Origin of the sequence: Paenalcaligenes hermetiae, from assembly GCF_039543645.1 — a bacterium.
GTDB lineage: Bacteria > Pseudomonadota > Gammaproteobacteria > Burkholderiales > Burkholderiaceae_B > Paenalcaligenes > Paenalcaligenes hermetiae.
In genome coordinates this window covers 178,784-200,672 of sequence record NZ_BAABKD010000002.1, presented here as the reverse complement: position 1 = coordinate 200,672, position 21,889 = coordinate 178,784, and the positions used below count along the sequence as shown (strand labels likewise).

At 46.8% G+C, this 21,889-nt stretch carries 17 protein-coding genes; 13 read left to right on the top strand and 4 right to left on the bottom strand.

What is annotated here, in order from left to right; genetic code table 11:
* Positions 1-79: 79 nt before the first annotated feature.
* Genes ccoN through ABD980_RS02530 form a run of 6 tightly spaced genes read left to right on the top strand, consistent with a single transcriptional unit; the run spans position 80 to position 5,088 of the window.
* Positions 80-1,567, top strand: coding sequence for a cytochrome-c oxidase, cbb3-type subunit I (gene ccoN / locus ABD980_RS02555; RefSeq protein ID WP_260650404.1), 1,488 nt, complete (start codon positions 80-82; stop codon positions 1,565-1,567).
* A gap of 9 nt (positions 1,568-1,576) precedes the next feature.
* The gene (gene ccoO / locus ABD980_RS02550; protein ID WP_345369390.1) at positions 1,577-2,236 is read left to right on the top strand and encodes a cytochrome-c oxidase, cbb3-type subunit II; all 660 of its coding nucleotides are present in this window, start codon (positions 1,577-1,579) and stop codon (positions 2,234-2,236) included.
* Complete coding sequence (locus ABD980_RS02545; RefSeq protein ID WP_260650406.1) at positions 2,236-2,415, top strand: cbb3-type cytochrome oxidase subunit 3; 180 nt, start codon at positions 2,236-2,238, stop codon at positions 2,413-2,415. The genes ccoO and ABD980_RS02545 overlap by 1 nt, the downstream gene beginning before the upstream one ends.
* Positions 2,408-3,313 (top strand): cytochrome-c oxidase, cbb3-type subunit III, encoded by a 906-nt coding sequence (ccoP, locus tag ABD980_RS02540; RefSeq protein ID WP_345369387.1) that lies wholly within the window; start codon positions 2,408-2,410, stop codon positions 3,311-3,313. Before ABD980_RS02545 ends, ccoP begins: the two co-directional genes overlap by 8 nt.
* 32 nt (positions 3,314-3,345) lie before the next feature.
* Positions 3,346-4,854, top strand: a complete 1,509-nt coding sequence (ccoG, locus tag ABD980_RS02535; RefSeq protein ID WP_260650408.1) for a cytochrome c oxidase accessory protein CcoG — start codon at positions 3,346-3,348, stop codon at positions 4,852-4,854.
* A gap of 9 nt (positions 4,855-4,863) precedes the next feature.
* A complete protein-coding gene (locus tag ABD980_RS02530) occupies positions 4,864-5,088 on the top strand; it encodes a FixH family protein (protein WP_345369385.1) in 225 nt (74 codons plus the stop codon).
* Positions 5,089-5,140: 52 nt separating this feature from the next.
* Here the strand turns inward: ABD980_RS02530 and ABD980_RS02525 are convergent, their stop codons facing one another.
* A complete protein-coding gene (locus tag ABD980_RS02525; protein WP_345369383.1) occupies positions 5,141-5,881 on the bottom strand; it encodes a cyclic nucleotide-binding domain-containing protein in 741 nt (246 codons plus the stop codon).
* Positions 5,882-6,207: 326 nt separating this feature from the next.
* On the opposite strand from ABD980_RS02525, the gene clpB reads away from it, so the two are divergent.
* From clpB to ABD980_RS02495, 6 genes are all read left to right on the top strand, one after another.
* Positions 6,208-8,799, top strand: coding sequence for an ATP-dependent chaperone ClpB (gene clpB / locus ABD980_RS02520; protein ID WP_300646531.1), 2,592 nt, complete (start codon positions 6,208-6,210; stop codon positions 8,797-8,799).
* Positions 8,800-8,958: 159 nt separating this feature from the next.
* Entirely contained in the window at positions 8,959-10,128 is a 1,170-nt protein-coding gene (locus ABD980_RS02515) for an ABC transporter substrate-binding protein (protein ID WP_345369380.1), read from the top strand.
* Positions 10,129-10,154: 26 nt separating this feature from the next.
* Positions 10,155-11,075 (top strand): branched-chain amino acid ABC transporter permease, encoded by a 921-nt coding sequence (locus ABD980_RS02510; RefSeq protein ID WP_345369378.1) that lies wholly within the window; start codon positions 10,155-10,157, stop codon positions 11,073-11,075.
* 3 nt (positions 11,076-11,078) lie between these two features.
* Positions 11,079-12,023: a branched-chain amino acid ABC transporter permease gene (locus ABD980_RS02505; protein ID WP_345369376.1), complete on the top strand. Its 945-nt coding sequence runs from the start codon at positions 11,079-11,081 to the stop codon at positions 12,021-12,023.
* Positions 12,010-12,789: an ABC transporter ATP-binding protein gene (locus tag ABD980_RS02500; RefSeq protein ID WP_345369374.1), complete on the top strand. Its 780-nt coding sequence runs from the start codon at positions 12,010-12,012 to the stop codon at positions 12,787-12,789. The genes ABD980_RS02505 and ABD980_RS02500 overlap by 14 nt, the downstream gene beginning before the upstream one ends.
* Positions 12,786-13,493, top strand: coding sequence for an ABC transporter ATP-binding protein (locus ABD980_RS02495; RefSeq protein WP_377536173.1), 708 nt, complete (start codon positions 12,786-12,788; stop codon positions 13,491-13,493). The genes ABD980_RS02500 and ABD980_RS02495 overlap by 4 nt, the downstream gene beginning before the upstream one ends.
* Before the next feature lie 54 nt (positions 13,494-13,547).
* Here ABD980_RS02495 and ABD980_RS02490 read toward each other — a convergent pair whose 3' ends face one another.
* A complete protein-coding gene (locus tag ABD980_RS02490; protein ID WP_260650417.1) occupies positions 13,548-14,231 on the bottom strand; it encodes an epoxyqueuosine reductase QueH in 684 nt (227 codons plus the stop codon).
* A gap of 13 nt (positions 14,232-14,244) precedes the next feature.
* Entirely contained in the window at positions 14,245-16,968 is a 2,724-nt protein-coding gene (gene glnE, locus ABD980_RS02485; protein ID WP_345369372.1) for a bifunctional [glutamate--ammonia ligase]-adenylyl-L-tyrosine phosphorylase/[glutamate--ammonia-ligase] adenylyltransferase, read from the bottom strand.
* Between the two features lie 21 nt (positions 16,969-16,989).
* On the opposite strand from glnE, the gene ABD980_RS02480 reads away from it, so the two are divergent.
* Positions 16,990-20,535, top strand: a complete 3,546-nt coding sequence (locus ABD980_RS02480; RefSeq protein WP_345369370.1) for a YhdP family phospholipid transporter — start codon at positions 16,990-16,992, stop codon at positions 20,533-20,535.
* Here ABD980_RS02480 and gdhA read toward each other — a convergent pair.
* Positions 20,532-21,872: an NADP-specific glutamate dehydrogenase gene (gene gdhA, locus ABD980_RS02475; protein ID WP_345369368.1), complete on the bottom strand. Its 1,341-nt coding sequence runs from the start codon at positions 21,870-21,872 to the stop codon at positions 20,532-20,534. The two genes, ABD980_RS02480 and gdhA, sit on opposite strands and share 4 nt — an antisense overlap.
* Positions 21,873-21,889 lie beyond the last annotated feature (17 nt).

Below are 21,889 nucleotides of genomic sequence, written 5' to 3'. Positions count from 1 at the left end.
GCACGTAGTACACCGGGCAGTGGGCAAATACAGCTCGGTCATTAGTTTGTATTAACATTTGTTAAAAGAGGGGAAGCAAATGGGCACTTCCGATGTTGTCGGAAAACAGGCCGAAGTCTTCAACTACGGGGTCGTCCGACAGTTCGCTGTGATGTCCGTAGTGTGGGCTGTAGTTGGCATGGGGGTCGGGGTACTGATCGCCTTGCAACTCATCTGGCCTGAATTAAACTTCGAGACACCGTGGTTCACGTATGGTCGTATCCGTCCATTACATACGAACTTGGTGATTTTTGCCTTTGGTGGTAGCGCACTTTTTGCTACATCGTATTATGTGGCGCAGCGCACCTGTCAAACACGTTTGTTTGCAGGCAAATTGGCATCTTTTACCTTCTGGGGTTGGCAAACCGCGATGGTAGGGGCTTTGCTAACACTACCCCAAGGTTTTACCAGCAGCAAAGAATACGCTGAGCTCGAGTGGCCAATCGATTTACTCATTTTGGCGGTTTGGGTATGTTATATCATTGTGTTTTTTGGCACATTGGTAAAACGTCGTGTCAGCCATATTTATGTGGCGAACTGGTTCTTTGGTGCATTTATTATCGTTATTGCGGTATTGCACATCTTTAATAACATGGAGCTCCCAGTCTCCTTGTGGAAGTCCTATTCTGCTTACTCTGGTGTGCAGGATGCGATGGTGCAATGGTGGTATGGGCATAACGCCGTGGGCTTTTTCTTGACCACGAGCTTTTTAGGGATGATGTACTACTTCGTGCCTAAGCAAGCTGAGCGTCCCATTTACTCCTATCGCTTATCTATTGTTCACTTCTGGGCACTCGCTTTTACGTACATGTGGGCAGGCTCGCACCACTTGCACTATACCTCTCTACCAGACTGGACTCAGTCTTTAGGGATGGCTTTCTCTTTAATCCTATTGGCTCCTTCTTGGGGCGGTATGATTAACGGGATTATGACCTTGTCTGGTGCTTGGAACCGCTTACGTACTGATCCCATCTTGAAGTTCTTGGTTGTGGCTGTGTCTTTCTACGGTATGTCCACTTTCGAGGGTTCGATGATGGCTATTCGTACCGTAAACGCCTTGTCACACTATACAGACTGGACCGTTGGTCACGTTCACTCCGGCGCTTTAGGCTGGGTGGCAATGGTGACATTTGGTTCCTTGTATTACATGATTCCTCGTTTGTATGGTCGTATCTCCATGGCTAAGCCACAGTGGGTTGAGCTCCACTTCTGGTTAGCTACTTTAGGTGTGGTGCTTTACATCTCCGCAATGTGGATTTCAGGTGTAATGCAGGGCCTAATGTGGCGTGCTACTGGAGAAGATGGGATGCTAATCTACAGCTTTGTTGAAGGCGTAAAAGCAACCTATCCTTTCTACGCAATTCGTGCTTTGGGTGGTGTGATGTTCTTATCGGGTGCTGTTTTGATGCTCATTAACACACTCATGACCATCAAGGGCCAGCAGCGTGTTAACCCTGTTGTACCTTTGAAAAACCCAGGCGCTCGTGAACCCGGCTTAGTTGGCCCTGCTGAAGTCGCTGCAGGCTAAGGATAGATCATGTCTAACGAGAAGAAAAAGTTTTTTTCCCACGCTACCGTGGAAACAAACGTTGGTTTGTTGATGATTTGTACCTTCATCGTGATTGCGATGGCTGGACTGGTACAGATTGTCCCTTTGTTTTTCCAACACTCAACAACCACTCCTACTGAAGGGGTTAAACCCTACGAGCCACTACGCCTGATTGGGCGTGACATCTATATCCGTGAGGGATGCGTAGGTTGTCACTCCCAGCAAATCCGTATGTTGGAGTCCGAGGTTCGTCGTTATGGCCCATACTCATTGGCCGGAGAATCCGTGTACGATCACCCCTTTTTGTGGGGCTCCAAGCGTACCGGTCCTGACTTGGCACGTGTAGGTCAACGTTATACCGACGAATGGCACCGTATTCACCTTCGCAATCCGCGCGATGTGGTACGTGAATCCAATATGCCGGCGTATCCTTGGTTACAGCATAATTCTGTAGAAGGTTGGGACGTACAAAAACGTATGGAAGTTTTACGTAAATTGGGCGTACCGTACACCGACGAAGAAATTGCTAAAGCACCCAATGCCCTGAAAGGTAAAACCGAAGAAGATGCATTGGTGGCCTATTTACAAGGTTTAGGAGTTCAAGGTCGTGCTGCTGCTGAAGCGGCTGTGGCCGAAGGGAGACGCTAATGGTTGGCATCTTAAATGGAATTGCCACAGCACTAGCTTTACTAACCTTTTTAGGAATTGTTGCTTGGGCATGGTCGAAAGGCCGTGCCAAAGCTAACCATGATGCATCTATGCTGCCTTTTGATCTTCCCGATGAAGTGGAAGATCAAAAGCAGAAAGTAGGGGGTTCAAATGAGTGATTTTTTCAGCGTCGGCTGGAGCATTTGGATTACGACCATTGCCCTAGGTGGGGTAGCGTTCTGTCTATACGTGCTCTTTAGCCAACTAAAAGGCCAAGCCAAGAAAGGCGAGGCGATCAGTGATACCGGTCATATTTGGGATGGTATTACTGAATACGACACACCATTACCACGTTGGTGGGTTTCGATGTATTTGATTCTCAGTGCGATTGCATTGGGCTATTGGGTGCTGTATCCCGGTCTGGGTAGCTTCGAGGGCTTGTTGAAAACCAACGCGGCCAAAGAGGTCAAAGCAGATCAGGAAAAAATTGAAGCCATGGTCCAGCCCATTTTCCAAAAATATGCGGACATGCCAATCACCGATATCGCTAAGGACGAAGAGGCTCGTGCTATTGGTCAGCGTCTATTCCTGAATAACTGTGCACAGTGTCACGGATCGGATGCTCAAGGTAGCCCCTCTTTCCCGAACTTGACGGATAAAACGTGGTTGTGGGGTGGGGAGCCAGAGCAAATTCTGCAAACCATTACCAATGGTCGTCGTGGCATCATGACGGCGCATCAAAACTTGATGACACCAGCCCAAGCTTCTGAGATTGCTCAATATGTTCGCTCTTTGAATAATCTGGCGCATGATCAGACGCGCGTGGCTCCTGGTAAAAAGCTCTTTGATCAATTCTGTGTGGCGTGTCACGGTGCTGATGCTAAAGGTAATCAATTGCTAGGTGCACCAGATCTCACCGACGGTGTGTGGTTATATGGCAGCTCTGAAGAAACCATCGTGTATGGGATTATGAACGGTCGCGATAACCAAATGCCAGCCCAGAAAAACCTATTATCACCCGAGCAAATCCGTTTGTTGGCGGGTTGGGTATGGGGTTTATCTAACGTAGAACAATAATCCATGTCTTTTTGTCTTAAAGGTTAATAATCATGAGCAGTGAAGCTCCTAAAGCACCCGAAAACGGTCAAGACCAATCCCAGGCTCCTGCTTGGCAACCACCTCGACTGGAAAAACAGGTTGCCACAAGGGCTTCACCGCAACTGGAGAAAATCCTCGAAGACGGACATGGGCGGATTTATGCCCGTTCTGTAAAAGGTAAATTCGACAATATTCGCATATTGATGATTTACTTTACCCAGATTATCTTTTATGGGTTGCCTTGGTTGCAGTGGAACGGGCGTCAAGCCGTATTGTTTGATCTTGGAGCCAGAAAATTCTACCTATTTGGTATGGTTTTATGGCCCCAAGATGTGATTTATCTGACGGTTTTACTCATTATTTCTGCTTATGCGTTATTTTTATTTACCGCAATAGCAGGACGACTATTTTGTGGCTATGCCTGTCCGCAGTCGGTCTACACCAAAATCATGATGTGGATCGAGCGTAAAGTCGAGGGGGATCGCGTTCAACGGATTCGCTTAGACGAGCAGCCTTGGAATTTCAAAAAATTCCGTATCAAATTTACTAAACACAGTTTATGGATTCTGTTCTCGTTATGGACAGGATTCACCTTTATTGGTTATTTTGCTCCTATCCGTGAGCTGCCCGGCCATTTTATGGCGCTAACTCTAGGTCCATGGCAGTGGTTCTGGTTCTGGCTTTATAGTGGTGCGACCCTAAGTTTTGCTGGGTTTTTACGTGAGTCTATCTGTCGTTATGCCTGTCCATATGCCCGCTTCCAAAGCGCTATGGTGGATGATGACACCTTTGTGGTGAGCTATGATTATGTACGTGGTGAGCCTCGGGGGCCCCGTTCTAAAAAAGTCGATCACAAAGAAAAAGGCCTAGGTGACTGTATTAACTGTAGCCTTTGTGTGCAGGTTTGTCCGACCGGGATTGATATCCGAGAGGGTCTTCAATACATGTGTATTGGCTGTGGCGCTTGTGCAGACGTCTGTAATCAGGTCATGGAGAAAATGGGCTACGAGCAAGATCTAATTCGTTATACTTCAGGACGAGCCATTAGCGAGCGACTGACACAAGCCGAAGCGCGCAAGCGCATGTTCCGCCCACGAGTATTAATCTATATCTCTTTGCTAGTGATTGTGACGGGGGTGCTGATTTTCTCGATGTTGACGCGCGACACGCTAAAAATGAATATCATCCGTGATCGCGGTTTGTTAGGGCGTGAAGTGGCAGGGGGCTTAATTGAAAACGTGTATCGTTTGCAATTAGTCAACACGGCGGAAGAGCCCGTAACGATTCAAATCTCTGCAGAAGGGATTGCTAATATCCTTATTAAACGTGCAGATAATGGTAAAGACATGTTTGTATTACCTCCGGCATCCACAGAGCAGATTCCAGTGGTAGTGCAGATTCCTTATGACAGTGGCTTAGCTAACGGAATGCACCCGATTACAATTCGAGCCCAGTCCGTATCTGAAGACAACCGGAAATCTATGGCTTCAGATACGTCTAATTTTTATGTTCCAAATTAAGGGGGACTTATGAGCTCCAGACCCGTGCGTGAAGACAAGGGCCCATGGTACAAAGAGCCTTGGCCTTGGTTATTGATGGCAGGCCCTGCTATTGTTGTGGTGGCTTGCATTTATACAATTTACTTAGCAGTAGCTAATTTTGATGAGCCATTATCAGGTGGTGCTGTAAAACGGGGCTTACAGGTTGTGCCGGTGACTGAGGTCGCGCCAACCGCAGATAGATCCGCTTCTTAGCGAAAAAAACCCAATCATTTGATTGGGTTTTTTATAGGTGCTGCAATGGGGGTTAATAAGCGTGGCTTGAACATTCTGTGCCGGCTAAGGCATGCAGAGTAGGTAAATTTAGCAGCTTAACATCACGTTGTTGGATTTCAAGCAGGCCTTCGCGCGCAAAGCGCGAAAATAAGCGGCTAACCGTCTCTAATGTTAACCCAAGAAAATTGCCGATTTCTTCTCGGCTCATACGCAAAATAAATTCGTAGGGTGAATAGCCCAAAGCCGTGAGGCGGTCTGACATGTTGATTAAAAAAGCGGCTAAGCGCTGCTCGGAGCGTAATGAACCTAAAGTCATCATGATGCTGTGAGAGCGATTGATTTCTTTACTCATCAAGCGACGTAGCTGTGTTTGCAGCATGGGTAGTTGCATGGCAAGGCGATCAAAATCATCAAGGCGCATCACGCAGACCTCGCTGTCTTCCAGTGCAATAGCATGGGATACCTGGGTGTTGTTCAATAGTCCATCCATGCCTACGATTTCGCCTGGCAGTAAAAATCCAGTAATTTGGACTTGTCCCGTTGCGTCTTCAAGTTGAGTTTTAATGCTGCCCGAACGTAATGCATAGACCGCTTCGGCAGGATCTCCTAAATGAAAAAGAGGACTACCTTTGCTCAAGCGGATGCGTTCTTGTATGAGTTCGTCGAGTTTATTTAGCTCTGGAGCTGGCATACCTAAGGGTAAGCAAAGCTCACTTAACATACATGTTGAGCAACGCATTGAGTCGGGAGTGACAGGGATACGTTTTTGCATAGTTTGATGTTGCTCCAGCTGAAAATGTGTTTGCCTTGAGGCAAATCAATATTAATTGTAGCTTTTTCTGTATGCTTAAACGCTTTTGCTTTGTATTTGGGCGAGAATCAAGTGGGGTTTAGGGGGTTAACGTCTTGAATTTGTGTTATTTTTGATTTTTTTGTTGTTTTTTTGCAAATTGTTTGGCAAGGAGTTTTTCTATTTAGATCTCATCTTGAAAAAAAAAGAATTGCCGGCATCTAGTAATTAACATCAAAATATCAGCACGGTTTGCATTTGTATTTCTATCATGCAGAGCTGTGCTACTTTTAAAAGGTATTTACCTTATGCGAATAGATAAATTAACAACACAGTTTCAAATGGCATTAGGGACAGCACAGACCCTGGCTGTTCAAGGCAAGCATGCTTACTTAGAGTCCGCCCATGTGGTGATGGCACTGTTGGATGATCCAGATTCAGGCGCTAGTAGTTTATTAGCGCGTGCTGGTGCAGCGGTACCCCGTTTAAAAAGTGAGCTCAGTAATTATTTAGCTGCCCTACCTCAAGTCGAAGGGGGGGAAAGCCAGTTACGCATTAGTCGAGATTTACAAAATGCTTTGGCTCAAGCAGATAAAGACGCAACTCAGCGTGGCGATACGTATGTGGCCAGTGAGCTGTTTTTATTAGCAGTGGCAAAAGACAAAGGGCGCATTGGACAGATTATGCGTGATACAGGTGTCCAAGAAAAAGCGCTTGAGTCAGCTATTGATGCCGTGCGGGGTGGTGCGAATGTCACCGATGCCGAAGGTGAAGCAAATCGCGAAGCTCTGTCTAAATACACCACAGATCTGACGGAGCGTGCACGCCTAGGCAAACTCGACCCAGTAATTGGGCGTGATGATGAAATTCGTCGTTCTATTCAAATATTACAACGACGCACTAAAAATAACCCGGTGTTAATCGGTGAGCCCGGCGTAGGTAAAACGGCTATTGTTGAAGGGCTTGCTCAGCGTATTGTCAATAACGAAGTCCCTGAAAATTTAAAAGGCAAGCGTTTGCTTGTGTTGGATTTGGCGGCTTTGTTGGCGGGAGCAAAGTTCCGCGGTGAATTCGAAGAGCGCTTAAAAGCCGTGCTTAAAGAGCTAGCACAAGACGAAGGGCAAACTATTCTCTTTATTGATGAAATCCACATGGTGGTTGGGGCTGGAAAAGCCGATGGAGCAATGGATGCGGGCAATATGCTGAAACCCGCTTTAGCGCGCGGTGAGATCCACTGTATTGGTGCAACCACCTTGGATGAGTATCGGCAGTATATAGAAAAGGATGCTGCACTAGAGCGTCGTTTCCAGCGCGTGCAAGTCGATGAGCCAGATGTGGCATCGACGATTGCTATTTTGCGTGGTTTACAAGAGCGTTATGAACTGCATCACGGGGTAGCGATCACTGACCCTGCTATTGTTGCCGCAGCAGAGCTATCGCAGCGTTATATCACGGATCGCTTTCTACCTGATAAAGCTATTGACTTAATCGATGAGGCTGCTGCTCGTATCCGTATGGAGATAGACTCCAAACCAGAGGTCATGGATAAGCTCGATCGTCGAATGATACAGCTTAAAATTGAGCGCGAAGCAGTACGTAAAGAAGAAGACGAGGCTTCTAAAAAGCGTTTGCAAGCCATCGAAGATGAGCTAGAGGCGTTACAGCGCCAGTATGATGACTATGAGCAGATTTGGAAAGCGGAAAAAGCAGCCGTACAAGGTACGCAATCCATTAAAGAGGAAATTGAAGCATTGCGTGCTGAAATGGCGGAATACCAGCGCAAAGGTCAGTTTGAAAAACTGGCAGAGCTTCAATATGGCAAGCTACCTCAGCTAGAAGAGCGTTTAAAATCTGCTGAAAATGTGAAAGAGCAAGCGGATTCCCAAGACCGACCTAAATTGCTGCGTACACAAGTAGGCGTCGAGGAAATCGCAGAGGTGGTTTCCAGAGCCACAGGGATTCCTGTGGCGCGCATGATGCAGGGTGAGCGAGAGAAGTTGCTGCAGATGGAGTCCTATTTGCACCAGCGTGTGGTTGGTCAAGATGAGGCCGTGACACTCGTGGCTGATGCAATTCGTCGATCGCGAGCAGGTTTAGCGGATCCCGATCGCCCATATGGTTCCTTTTTATTTTTAGGTCCTACCGGTGTAGGTAAAACCGAACTCACCAAAGCTTTGGCAGAGTTTTTATTTGATTCCGAGGAGCATTTAATCCGTATTGATATGTCGGAATTCATGGAAAAGCACTCCGTAGCACGGTTAATTGGTGCGCCTCCAGGGTATGTGGGCTATGAGCAAGGTGGATATTTAACCGAAGCGGTGCGGCGCAAACCTTACAGCGTGATACTCTTGGACGAGGTTGAAAAAGCGCATCCGGATGTCTTTAACGTTCTATTGCAGGTTTTGGATGATGGACGCTTGACCGATGGTCAAGGGCGCACAGTGGATTTTCGTAACACCGTGATTATTATGACCTCTAACTTGGGTTCACAGCATATTCAAAACATGCAAGATGAACCATACGAGGTCGTAAAAGAGGTTGTTTGGGAAGAGGTAAAGTCTGCTTTCCGCCCCGAGTTTTTAAACCGTATTGATGAGGTAGTGGTATTCCATTCTTTGGATGCCAAACATATTCAGTCGATTGCCAATATTCAATTACAGCGTTTAGATCAGCGTTTAGCCGATCGTCATTTACATTTACAGGTATCGGATGCCGCCTTAGCGGAGATCGCTAAAGTTGGTTTTGATCCTGTATTTGGAGCCAGACCGCTTAAACGTGCGATCCAGCAACATATTGAAAACCCCGTCGCAAAAGCCATCTTACAAGGTGATTTTGTCGATAACGACACGGTGTATGTGGATTTTAAAGACGACGGCTTTAGCTTCACTAAACCGCATTAATTTTTACTTTTTTACTTGGCCCCACTTTTTAGTGGGGCTTTTTTGTGCGCAATTGGGGAATTACCCTGTAAGTAATATCCCCTGTAGGTAGATAACTAATTTATAACTAAACTATTTATAACAAACTTATCGATACAAAAGTACAAAAACGGAGAAGACATGATAAAACCTTTAGTTGCAGCCTTGGCATTGAGCGCAGTGGGATTTAGTCATAGCATTTGGGCCGACCCTATCAAAGTAGGGATTGCGAATGACAATTCGGGTCCTTTTTCTGCGGTTGGTGCGGAAATTCGTGATGGGATTAATTTGGCAATTCAGCTGCTGGATGGAAAACTGGGCGGGCAGCCTGCCGAGTTTATCCAGCAGGACATGGGGGGTAACCCAGATCAGGCACGCCAACTGGTGAATCGGTTTATCCAGCGCGATAAGATCGATTTTTTTACCGGTCCGGTGGGGTCAAACGTAGCGCTAGCCGTTGGGCCGGCTCTTTTTAAAGCTGAAATTCCTTTTTTAACGGCAAACCCTGGACCAAGTCAGCTAGCAGGAAAGCAATGTAACGCTTATTTTTTTGGGGTGTCATATCAAAACGATGCTTTTCATGAAGCGGCCGGAAAAGTAGCAGCCAATCGTAATTACGAAAAAGTCTTTATTTTGGCTCCAGATTATCCCGCTGGTAAAGATGCATTAACTGGCTTTAAACGTGGTTATGGTAAAACGCCTAGCGAGGAACTTTATACCAAACTAGGCCAGATTGATTATGCGGCTGAGCTTGCGCAGATCCGTGCAAATAAACCCGATGCGGTGTTTTTCTTTTTACCAGGGGGCATGGGCATTAACTTTATTAAGCAGTTTGTAGCTGCAGGCCTAAATAAAGACACCGTGCTGATTGGACCTGGTTTTTCGGGTGACACCGATATTATTCAGGCGGTAGGGGACCCAATTGAAGGCATGTTTAATACGGCACAGTGGGCGCATGATTTAGATATTCCCGCGAATAAGAAGTTTGTAGAAGCATTCCGTGAAAAGTACGAGGGGCGGTACCCATCGGTGTATGCTGCACAAGCCTATGATGTCATCATGGCGATAGATGCAGCGGTCACTCAAGTAAATGGTAACGTCAAAGACCGTAAGGCTGTATTAGAGGCATTGAAGTCGGCGAACTATGAGTCTGTGAGAGGCCCTTTTACCTACGGTAAAAATAACTTCCCTATCCAGCCATATTATTTACGTGTGATTGAGCGAGATGAGCATGGTGTGTTAACAAATCGCTTGGTAGAAACGGTTTTTGATCGCTACCAGGATGTGTATGTTGATGAATGCAAGCTATAAATTTTAATTATTAGTAGGTTATTTTCATGTCGCTCATTTTAGTTGTTGAGCAGCTGCTAAATGGTTTGCAGTTTGGGTTGATGTTGTTTTTGATTGCCGCAGGCCTAACATTGGTCTTCGGCATCATGGATATCATGAACTTGGCGCATGGCTCCCTATATATGGCGGGGGCTTATGTTGCCGCAGAAACCATGCAGCGCACGGGCTCATTTACTTTAGCCGTTTTGGTTGCCGTAGGGGTAACAGCATTGGTGGGCATACTGTTAGAGCTGGCTCTCATGAGGCGTCTGGTAGTGCGTGATCACTTAGCTCAGGTGTTAGGCAGTTACGCCGTTATTCTTATTGCTAATGACGTAGTAAAGATGATCTGGGGGCCGGCTCCTATGATGCTTAATATGCCTGCGGCCTTATCTGGTCCAGTGCAGCTTTTGCCTGATTTTCTTTACCCCGCTTTTCGTTTAATGATTATTGCGGTGGGGTTATTGGTGGCGATTGGTTTATATGCTTTTGTTACGCGAACACGCGCAGGGGTATTAGTTCGTGCAGGTGCCTCAAACCGACAAATGGCAACATTAATGGGGGTACGTGTGCCCGTGCTGTTTTTGGGTATTTTTACCTTGGGTGCCGCCTTAGCAGCTTTAGCAGGCGCATTATTGGGGCCTATTAATGCGGTGCAGATAGGTATGGGCGAAGACATTTTAATTCTGGTTTTGGTTTGCATTGTGATTGGCGGGATTGGTTCCATACGGGGGGCCTTTGTAGGAGCGCTACTGGTCGGCATGGTAGATACGGCAGGGCGTGCTTTTTTGCCCCAGTTATTACGCATGGTTTTTCCTGCTGACGTAGCGTCGAGTGTAGGGCCAACCTTAGCAGCGATGTCGATTTATTTCTTGATGGCGGTGGTGCTTGTGGTGAAGCCGGCCGGACTTTTCCCTGCGCGAGGTTAACCTATGACTCTACAACGCTTTTGGATTGTTATCGGCTTTGCTTTGTTGCTGGCTTTTCCTTTAGTCGCGCCTAGCTTTGGTCTTGAGTTTTATGTTTCTTTTGTGCGGCGGGTCTTGATATATGCCTTAGCTGCTAGTGCGCTTAATTTAGTTTTAGGCTATGGCGGTTTAGTGGCACTAGGACACGCGGCTTTTTTTGGTACAGGTGCCTATGTGGTCGGTATTTTAGCTGATGCCGGGGTTTATGCCGCGTGGGTGGCATGGCCGTTAGCTATGTTAGTAGCGGCGTTATTAGCGTTGATTACGGGGGCCATTTCATTGCGTACAAAAGGGGTCTATTTCATTATGATCACCTTGGCTTTTGCGCAAATGATTTATTACCTATTTATTTCTTTGCGGCAGTACGGCGGCGAAGATGGTATGAATCTCTATGATTACTCTACGCTTCCAGGCCTAGATTTAAGTGACGATGTGCAGTTTTACTATGTGGTGCTGGGGCTAGTGATTGTGGCTTTTTTATGCTTTAAGAGGTTGATTGAATCACGATTTGGGTATGCACTAATGGGTTGTAAAGAGAATGCAAGTCGGATGCAGGCCCTAGGTTATCCTGTTTATCGCATCCAGTTGGTGGCCTATAGTCTGAGTGGGGCATTGATGGGGTTAGCGGGGGCTTTACTCGCCAATCATAATTTATTCGTCTCTCCTTCTTTGATGCATTGGACGCAATCGGCTGACTTAATCATTATGGTGCTCGTAGGTGGTATGGGGTTGATGTTTGGTGGAGTAGCTGGCGCTACTGTTATGTTGGTGCTAGAGGAGGTCTTACGAAACTGGACTGAATACTGGCATTTGCCGTTGGGAATTTTATTACTAATAGTGGTTTTTGCTGCGCCGCAGGGGTTGGCAGGTTGGTTTGATCGTAAAAAGGTGAGTTATGACACAAATTAGTTCAACCCCTATTGTTTTTGAGTCGCGTGGTTTACATAAGCATTTTGGGGCATTACATGCTACGAATGATGTCTCTATTCAGCTTTATGCAGGAGAAATCCATGGGCTAATTGGCCCGAACGGGGCTGGAAAGTCCACCCTAATACATCAACTCGCTGGTACGCTTAGACCCGATCAAGGTGAGTTATTCTTAAATGGTAAAAATATAACTCATCTGAAAGCGCATGAGCGCGTGGCAGCGGGTTTAGCTCGTTCTTTTCAAGTAACGAATATTTTTGATCACTATACGGTATTAGAGAATTTGTTATTGGCTGTACAAGCAGCGACGGGCAGCAGCCTTCGCTTTTGGCGTGCTCGAGATAGTGAAACAGAACTCTTAGATAAAGCGAAGCAATTAGCGATGGAGTGCGCGATTGACCGCCATTTATGGTCAGCACAGGCTAGGCATTTGCCCCATGGGGAACAGCGTAAACTGGAGTTCGCACTCTCTTTAGCAGCCAGCCCTAGTGTTATGCTTTTGGATGAGCCCATGGCAGGTATGGGACCCGATGAAAGCTTACGTTTAACAGAGCTGATCGAGTCTATGCGAGGTAAGGCAGCGATGTTATTGGTTGAGCATGATATGCAGGCGGTTTTTCGTTTAGCTGACCGCATTTCGGTATTGGTCGCGGGTAAAATTATCGCCTCTGGAACGCCTGACGAGATTCGTCATAATCAAGATGTGAAAAATGCCTATTTAGGTGATGAAGCGACGGAGGCCGCATGATTCTTGAAGTTAAACATTTAGAAAGCGGTTATGGTGCGAGTCAGGTGCTATTTGGTGTGGACTTGTCCATTCAAAGTGGTCAAGTGGTGACCGTGTTGGGGCGCAATGGCATGGGTAAAAGCACCTTATTAAAAACGTTGTTTGGTGCTTTACCTATAAAAAAAGGCGAGGTGTTTTTTGCTGGGCAGCAGATCAACACATGGACGACAGATAAAATTGCACGGGCTGGAATGGCGATTGTGCCAGAGGGGCGTCATTGTTTTCCGAACTTGACGGTAAAAGAACATTTAACGGCATTTGTAGCACATCGTAACCCGCAGACAAGTAAGCCTTGGACACCAGAGCGAGTTTTTGAGTTGTTTCCCCGGCTACGCGAACGCCAAAACAATATGGGAAATCAACTCTCGGGTGGCGAGCAGCAAATGTTAGCGATTGGTCGCGCCTTGGTGACGAATCCTAAATTATTAATATTGGATGAGGCTTCGGAGGGGTTAGCCCCCAAAATTCGTGAGGAAATCTGGCAGTGTTTGGATGTTTTGCGTGCTCAAGGCCAAACCATCTTAATTATCGATAAATACGTACAGCGACTCATGAGGTTAGCTGACCATCATATTATTTTAGAAAAAGGGCAGGTGGTATGGCAGGGGGATTCGGCGCAGTTAGGTGCTGATCCAACGCTGTGGGAGCGTTATTTAGGCGTTTAGTAGAATGTTTATGTAAAAAGGCAGCTTAATTAGGCTGCCTTTTTTCGTGGGGGCTTAACTCGTCTTTTTTAGCGTGGAAGTGTCATTAATACCGTAAAATTTTACGCCAAACTCAATGCGTGGGCGGCCATTGGCCATACGCCAATTATTTGTGTCGCGTAAAGAATATACGCAGCCGCAATACTCTTGTTGATAAAAATTTTCTTTCTTGCTGATTTCAAGCATACGTTGTGACCCACCCCCTTTGCGCCAGTTGTAGGTCCAGTACAGCATATTGGGGTAGCGGGCAGCAGCACGTTCACCACAGCCGTTAATTTGCTTCATATCTTTCCAGCGTGAAATCGCTAAAGAGCTGGTAATGGTGTCAAACCCATTTTCATAAGCATATAAAGCAGTACGTTCAAAGCGCATATCAAAGCACTCTGTACAGCGGATACCGCGCTCTGGTTCATGCTCCATGCCTTTAACGCGTTCAAACCAGTTATCGGCATCGTAATCCGCATCAATAAAAGGGATATTGTGCTTTTCTGCAAAACGTTTGTTTTCCTCTTTGCGAATTTCGTATTCTTTGATGGGGTGAATGTTAGGGTTGTAGAAAAAAATCGTATATTCAATCCCAGAGGCTGTCATGGCTTCCATGACCTCACCAGAACAGGGGGCACAACAAGAGTGCAACAGTACTTTTTTACTGTTGTTAGGGATGGTGAGAACAGGGCGAGTAAATTCAGTGTTTTTCATGGTGTATACAGAATTAGTTCATAACCGCTTGCCATAAAGCCATAACAGCGTCTCGTTCCGCTTGCACTTGGTGCAATGGTAAACGTGCCACTGCTGCGCCTTGAAGGCGTAGGTTATGCTGGTAACGCCTAAATGTGCGATACGCCTGTATGGCTTGTTGGCTTAGCGTACGCGGAATGAGCTGATGCTCAGCAGCTATCCCTAATAAAGCAATATTACCCAAATTATTCAAAAGAGCCGGATACCGGTGAGCATAACACAGCACTAAATATTGCGTCATAAACTCAATATCTACCATACCGCCGCGATCGTGTTTGATATCGAATAAATCACTCTTGTTGGGGTGTGCTTGAGCGATTTTTTCACGCATGGTAATGACCTCACGCTTAAAAGCGATAGGGTCACGCTTTTGTAAAAGAATATCCTGGCGTACTTTTTCAAAGCGTGCCCCAATTTGTGGGTCGCCAGCAACAAAACGAGCACGGGTAATGGCTTGATGTTCCCAGCTCCAAGCCTGTTGGCTTTGGTATTTTTCAAAACCATCGATAGAGACTGCAATCAGGCCAGCATCGCCATCCGGACGTAAACGCATGTCTACCTCGTACATACGTCCCGATGAGGTCATCGTACTTAGCCACGACACCATGCGCCGACCTAAGCGCACGTATTTTTCAACCTGATCCTGATTGGGGTCATCATATAAAAAAACCAAGTCCAGATCTGATGCGTAACCCAGCTCCTTGCCACCTAATTTACCATAAGCGATGACGGCAAATTGCGGGGTGGGGGGATCAGGTGGCTGTTGGCGTGGTTGAGCCAGAGGCCAGGTACGATAAATGGTTTCCTCTATAAGCAGATCAGCTAACGCCGATAGTTGGTCGGCTAAGACTTCTACGGTGAGTAAGCCTGCAATATCTTGTGCTAGTAGCTGAAAGCTAACCTGATGTTGCAGGTCGCGCATAAGATTCATTTGCCTTTCAATATCGGCCTGACCGTTAGGTAGTACACAGGCATCGAGCTCCAGACGTAGTTGCTCGGCAAGAGCAGTAAAATCCGGGGCCTCAAGCAGATCTTTCCATTCAATTAAGCTGTCTAATACCAGAGGGTATTGCGCTAAATAATGCGCAGCCCAAGGGCTGGCCCCTGCAATGGTTGCCATGCGTTGAATGGTTTCCGGGTACTCGAGCAGTAGTGCAAGATAAGCACTACGGCTAGCAATTTGTTCCATAATAGTATGGAGTCGCTTATTAGTTTCTACGGGGTGATCGGTGGCACAAGCCGCTTGTCTTAACAAGGGTAATAAGCGTTGTAAGCGTTTTAGGCTATGTGGGGGCAAACGCTGGATGCGATTGGAATGTAGGAGTTGTTGGCTTTGAGCCTCAAGCTCAGCATGGTCTGAGGAGCTCATCGGGGGAGACGGCAGTGTAGGTGCGATAGCAGTGGTGGCCCGCGTTTTTTTCTCTACGCCTGCAATACGAAAAGCATCTTGGAAGCTTTGGTGGACAAATTGGCGATGCTCATTGAGTTGTTGGGTAAATGAGTCTGTGCTTAAGCCAAAGCTGTAGGCAAGGCGAGCATAGGTATCGGCGTCGGTGGGTAAAAGATGGGTTTGTTCATCTTCTTTATATTGAAGAAAGTGTTCAGTGCGACGTAAAAAGTCATACGCATTAAGTAGTCGGCGTGCGAGCTCATCATCCATCAGATCCGCTTGTACTTGAGCGTGTACAGCTGCATGCAAGTTTTGTTGTTGCAATGAGGGCCAGCGCCCACCACGGATGAGTTGATTTAGTTGAACTACGAACTCAATTTCCCGTATACCTCCATCCCCTAATTTGATGTTATGTGTGCTTTCCAGGCTATCTTTGGCAATGACCTTTCGTTCCCAGTCTTGGCGAATGCGTTCGCGTAAATCGCGTAAAGAGGCTAAAGCATCGAAATCAAAATATTTGCGATAAACAAAGGGAGTCCGTAGATTCTCTAAGCGTTGTTGTGCATATTGAGGCTGACTCTCCGCATGGCTTTTGACCTGAATAAGACGGCCTTTTATCCAGGCATAGCGTTCCCATTCTCGTCCTTGATGAAGAAAATAGTTTTCCAATGCATTTAAGCTCCAAGCCAAGGGGCCCACATCGCCATCGGGACGTAGACGCAAGTCGGTTCTAAAAACATGACCGAAAGCATTGGTTTGTGACAGTATAGGAAGCAAGCGTTGGGTTAAGCGTCCAAAGTACTCATGGTAGCTACGCGGCCGTCGTCCTTGGGTTTCGCCTTCACCATCATATAGGGTAATGAGATCAATATCGGAGGATACATTTAATTCATAGCCCCCCCATTTCCCCATAGCGACAATAAGCATTTCTAAAGGTAGGCCTGTTTTGGGGTCAATGGGTGTTCCGTGCGCTTCACTGAGGGCGTGACTCACCCATTCATAGGCTTTGCTTACACTTAGATCAGCTAAAAAGCTCATAGCGGTGCTCACTTCGGCTAAACTAGCTCTGGAGTGAACATCCCGCACCATTAGCGTAAAAAAAACGCGACGTCGTACTAAGCGTAGCTGCTTTTTAAGCGCCTCTTCGGTATATTCTTGGGGACGTAGCGCATCAAACCAATCTTGGATCACTGTGGGGGTCACTTCATATTTACTTTGCGCTTGTAACCAATCCGCAAGCTCTGGTGTAGCAACCAGCTGGCGGCGTAGCGCGCCAGACCAGTTTAATGTGCTTTGTAAATCCATCATGTTTAAAACCAAAAGAGAAAAATGATCACTGTTTCACGCTGGTTGGGGCGTTTGATACTTATCTTATATGTATTGCTGGTTCTTGTCGTGTTAGGGACGCGCTATTGGTTCTTACCCCAAGTGGATCAGTGGCGTGAACCTATCGCCGATTGGCTAGGGCAAGCGCTAGGAGTGGAAATACAAGCGGAAAAAATAGCGGTAGAGTGGAGTGATTGGCTACCGGTTCTTCAAGTCCATGATTTGACCTTAACGGATGCGGCTGGGCATACAACAGAAATTCCTCATTTGCAGGCTCAACTGAAGTGGCAAACGTTTTTAAAGGGGTGGCCACTTTTCTCTGATTTGCGTATTACTGGGCTAGCCCTGACTTTGTGGCGAGACCATGAGTATACGCTGCATGTAGCTGGCCAAACATGGCAAAGCTCAAGTGCCACTGTGGGCACCGATACCGTAAGCTATGATTTTGTGGCTTGGCTAGCCCAACAAGAGTATGTATCACTGCAGCAAGCTCGGTTGCGTTGGATAGATTATAGCCGTTTGGCCGAGCCTTTAGTTTTGGAGCAGCTTGAAGGGGTATTAAGGCATCAAAGCGATGGCTTGCATTTTCAGCTGCGGGCCAGTCCGCAGTCTGGATCTGGTCAAAGTGTGCAATTAAAAGGGCATTTACAAGAGCAAGCTTTAGCACAACAGCAGCTAAGTGGTAGCTTATATGTGCAGTTAAATGAATTAAGCCCCGCAGTATGGCGACAGTGGATTGACTTGCCCAATCATTTGCTTCAGGCCTCATTAGATACACAATTATGGCTAGAGCTTGAGCAGAGTCAAATTCATCATGTGACGCTAGATACGCGTATTTATAACGGTGTGTGGGAAAGCCATGATCATGGACAGTTATTTGCACGCTCATTGCGTGTGTTTGCTTCCGCGCCATGGACTACCTTTCAAGCAGTGGCACAAGAGCAACCCTTGGAGAAACGTCTACTTACACAGCAAGCCTTGCACCTTGAAATTGATGGCGCAGGCTTACGTTGGGAGAGGGCATCGTACTTTACTGAGGCGTTGCACGGAGAGCGTTTACGCTTAGTAGCAAAACGCTTAGCGACCGCCCCAAGCTCTACTATTTATATTGATGAGTTTCAGTTAAGTAATGAAGACGTAACCTTGAGCTTAGCTGGGCAATGGACACCGTTGAATCAAGATTGGCGAGCTGGGCAATGGGATATAACCGGGCGAATTCAAGATTTACAGCTAGCGGCTTTATATCGCTATTTTCCCACAACAGAGATAGCAGAGTCAGTGGTTGATTGGCTAAAGCAGGGCTTGATAACAGGACAGGTTTCTGAAGGAGCAATACGATTAAAAGGAAATCTACATGATTTCCCCTATCAGGATCCAGCGACCGGTGTGTTTTTTGTGGGTGGAGCCTTTCAGGGGGCTGAAATCGACTATTACCCGACAACGGCTTTAGAAAAAGGTTGGCCTAAAGTAGAAAACGCAGCGGGCTTTGTGGCAGTGCGCGGCGCGGGCTTATGGGTTAATCAAGCCACTGCTCAGTTAAGCCCTATGCCTACTGAACCGGTACAAGCTCATGACATTCAGGTGCATATTAATAATTTTTATGCGCCACAGTTACAGATATATGCTCAAACCCAGGGGCCAGCGCAGTCTTATTTGGGATTAATGACCACTACAGACTTGGGGGAGTGGTTAGGACATAGTTTTGATCAGAGTCAGGCCACAGGACAGTGGCAAGTGCCTTTGGCGTTACGAGTCAATTTAGATAATACGGAAGATGTGGCCGTTGATGGTGCTATTCATTTTCAAAATAACACTCTACATATTTTCCCTCAGCTGCCTCCGATAGAGCAGCTTAGCGGAACATTGGTATTTAGTGAGTCTGGTGCACAAGCACAAAAAATTAAAGGGAAGTGGTTTGATGGTCCTTTGCTGTTACAGCAGCAAATTGGTGCCGCTAATCAGTTTTTACTATTACATGGTCGGGCGCAGGCGAGAGCGCTTAATCAAGCTTTTCATTCGATTTTACCGGCTGACGCATTGCAGGGAGAGTTGGCATATCAAGTAGAGTTTGGGCTGGATAAGCATAAGCGCTTCCAACTCAAAGCACAGAGTCATTTACAAGGTTTAGCGGTGCACTTACCTGCTCCTTTGGCTAAGACAAAAGCGCAATCACGTGCTTTACGCGTAGAGTGGAAGCCTATACAAGCACAACAGGATCAATTGCAGATCCACTTAGGCGATGACGTGGTGGCCGTGTTTGAGTCTTCGACATCAACACCACAAGGTTTTGTACGAGGAGCCGTGGGCTGGAATCAAGGCCAACCTGCATTGCCAACGACTGGACTGGTTTTGGACTTAGCTAGCGCAGAATTGGATATAGAGCCTTGGTTAAATTGGTTAGGACCGCTATGGCAACAAGCAGGTACGTCATCATTTCAATGGCCGACCTTGGAGCGCTTACGTCTGAAAGCGGATAAGGTCACTGGTTTTGCGCAACAATGGCAACACTTGACTTTTACGTTACAGGCACAGCCTAAAAATAAGTGGCGCGCTGATGTGAGCGCTAGCCAGATAGCGGGAACAGTTTGGTGGACGCCTGCGCGTACATCAACAGGGTCTGCGCTGATTCAGGCGGATTTGCAGCGTTTTTATTGGCAGCCAGCTCCTACCACTCAGGAAGAAGTGCTAATGAAGGAGTTTGATCTACGTTTGCCGGACATACAGTTGAAAGTGTCGGATTTACGCTGGGGGCGGAGACAGCTCGGAATGCTGAAGGCACAAGGAAGTGCTAGTGCTCAAGACTCCACGCGGTGGCAAGTTACCGATCTAAGTTTAACCACTCCCCATGGTACCGTACAAGCTACAGGGAACTGGATATTAGCAGGTGCACAGCGAGGTTTGTATGTAGACGCTTATTTAGAAAGTCAAAATATGGGTCATTGGCTGCAGCAACTCGACTGGCCGGATAATTTAACTCATGGTGAGCTTCAGGCGCAGGCCACTTTGCAATGGCGGCACTTGCCATGGCGGCACACAGCCAAGGACATTCAGGCAGAATTTAAGGTATTTCTGCAAAGAGGACGAATTAGTGCTGTTCATTCACGCGCAGCGAAGCTATTGGAGTTTTTGTCTTTACAGTCGTTATCACGCATAGCACGCCTTGACTTGGATGTGCGTGGTGTCCTGCAGGAAGGTTTTCCCTTTAATGAAATTCAAGGTATTGCAGTTTTAAAAGAGGAGCGACTGAAGACGAAAGATTTACGTATTGTGAGTCCGGTTGGGGTGATCGTGCTCGAAGGGGAAACGGACCTTCAGGCGGAATTGGTGGATGCGCAGGCGATAGTAGTGCCGAATGTAGATATGAGTGGAGCAGCGATTGCTGCAGGGATTGCGCTCAACCCGGTAGTTGGGTTGAGCGCCTTTTTAACTCAGTGGGTGCTGAAAACCCCTTTAGCCAAAGCCATGACCACGCATTATCATATTTTTGGTCCATGGGAATCAATAAAAACCGAAGAGTTAAAAATTAAAGAACCTGAAACGGATTTTTAATAAATGCCTTGGGCTAGCATAGCATTTGCCACTTTAACAAAGCCGGCAATGTTTGCTCCTTCGACGTAGTTGATTTTTTGATCATGGCGCCCGTATTGAGCACAGCTAGCATGAATGCGCTTCATGATAAGTAAAAGCTGACTATCCACGTCCTCTGCAGCCCATTGTAAGCGTTGTGCGCCTTGACACATTTCAAGTCCTGATACGGCTACACCTCCTGCATTGCTTGCTTTACCAGGCGCGTAAAGAATATTAGCTTGTTGAAAAGCCGCAATGGCTTGAAGCGTGGTGGGCATATTAGCGCCCTCGGCAACACAGATCACACCATTTTGGATAAGCTGTTTGGCATCATTAATATCAAGTTCGTTTTGTGTCGCGCAAGGTAAGGCTACATCGACAGGAATATGCCACGGTCTTTCACCAGCTAGAAAGGTGCTATGCGTCATATGAGCATAGTCTTGTAAGGACAGCCGCTTTTGATTTTTGCATTCCATGAGTATGGCTAGCTTTTCAGGAGTAATCCCCGTTTCGTCGTACACAGTGCCACTGGAATCCGACATGGTTAAAACGGTTGCTCCTAAGTCTAGACATTTTTTAGCTGCGTATTGCGCGACATTGCCTGCGCCAGAAATCGCGACACGTAAACCATCTAAGGTTTTTTGCTGGGTGGCAAGCATCTCTAGGACAAAATACACTAAACCATATCCGGTGGCTTCAGGGCGAATAAAGCTGCCCCCAAAGTCAAAGCCCTTGCCTGTAAAAACACACTCGGCAGAACGAGTGAGCTTTTTCATCATGCCAGCCATAAAACCGACTTCGCGCGCACCCACGCCAATATCACCGGCGGGTACATCCATGTCAGCCCCAATATGGGGATAAAGTTCGGTGACTAGCGCTTGGCAAAAACGCATGATTTCCAGGTCGGATTTGCCTTTAGGGTCAAAATCCGATCCCCCCTTAGCTCCCCCCATGGGTAAAGTCGTGAGTGCGTTTTTAAAGGTTTGCTCAAAGGCAAGGAATTTAAGGATCGATAGATTGACAGAGGGGTGAAAACGCATGCCGCCTTTGTAGGGGCCAATGGCATTATTATGCTGGACTCGAAAAGCGCGATTGATATGGGTTTTGCCTTGGTCGTCTACCCAGGTGACCCGAAACTGATAAATACGATCCGGCTCTGTTAAACGTTCAAGTAGCCCATAATCGGCATACTCAGGGTGTTTTTCTATAAAAGGCCACAGGCTGTGATAAACCTCGTGTACCGCTTGTAGAAATTCGGGTTGATGAGGGTCGCGTTGCTGCAAGTGTTGGAGAAATTGCGTTAAAGAGGCGGATTTCATAAGCGTATCCTATAGCA

Excerpts from the sequence above, each read along its gene's own strand:
- ccoG (WP_260650408.1), top strand. The coding sequence starts at position 3,346 with ATGAGCAGTGAAGCTCCTAAAGCACCCGAAAACGGTCAAGACCAATCC.
- clpB (WP_300646531.1), top strand. The coding sequence starts at position 6,208 with ATGCGAATAGATAAATTAACAACACAGTTTCAAATGGCATTAGGGACA.
- gdhA (WP_345369368.1), bottom strand. The coding sequence starts at position 21,872 with ATGAAATCCGCCTCTTTAACGCAATTTCTCCAACACTTGCAGCAACGC.
- ABD980_RS02545 (WP_260650406.1), top strand. The coding sequence starts at position 2,236 with ATGGTTGGCATCTTAAATGGAATTGCCACAGCACTAGCTTTACTAACC.
- ABD980_RS02495 (WP_377536173.1), top strand. The coding sequence starts at position 12,786 with ATGATTCTTGAAGTTAAACATTTAGAAAGCGGTTATGGTGCGAGTCAG.
- ABD980_RS02490 (WP_260650417.1), bottom strand. The coding sequence starts at position 14,231 with ATGAAAAACACTGAATTTACTCGCCCTGTTCTCACCATCCCTAACAAC.
- ABD980_RS02525 (WP_345369383.1), bottom strand. The coding sequence starts at position 5,881 with ATGCAAAAACGTATCCCTGTCACTCCCGACTCAATGCGTTGCTCAACA.
- ABD980_RS02500 (WP_345369374.1), top strand. The coding sequence starts at position 12,010 with ATGACACAAATTAGTTCAACCCCTATTGTTTTTGAGTCGCGTGGTTTA.
- ABD980_RS02515 (WP_345369380.1), top strand. The coding sequence starts at position 8,959 with ATGATAAAACCTTTAGTTGCAGCCTTGGCATTGAGCGCAGTGGGATTT.
- ABD980_RS02530 (WP_345369385.1), top strand. The coding sequence starts at position 4,864 with ATGAGCTCCAGACCCGTGCGTGAAGACAAGGGCCCATGGTACAAAGAG.
- ABD980_RS02510 (WP_345369378.1), top strand. The coding sequence starts at position 10,155 with ATGTCGCTCATTTTAGTTGTTGAGCAGCTGCTAAATGGTTTGCAGTTT.
- ccoN (WP_260650404.1), top strand. The coding sequence starts at position 80 with ATGGGCACTTCCGATGTTGTCGGAAAACAGGCCGAAGTCTTCAACTAC.
- glnE (WP_345369372.1), bottom strand. The coding sequence starts at position 16,968 with ATGATGGATTTACAAAGCACATTAAACTGGTCTGGCGCGCTACGCCGC.
- ccoO (WP_345369390.1), top strand. The coding sequence starts at position 1,577 with ATGTCTAACGAGAAGAAAAAGTTTTTTTCCCACGCTACCGTGGAAACA.
- ABD980_RS02505 (WP_345369376.1), top strand. The coding sequence starts at position 11,079 with ATGACTCTACAACGCTTTTGGATTGTTATCGGCTTTGCTTTGTTGCTG.
- ABD980_RS02480 (WP_345369370.1), top strand. The coding sequence starts at position 16,990 with ATGATCACTGTTTCACGCTGGTTGGGGCGTTTGATACTTATCTTATAT.
- ccoP (WP_345369387.1), top strand. The coding sequence starts at position 2,408 with ATGAGTGATTTTTTCAGCGTCGGCTGGAGCATTTGGATTACGACCATT.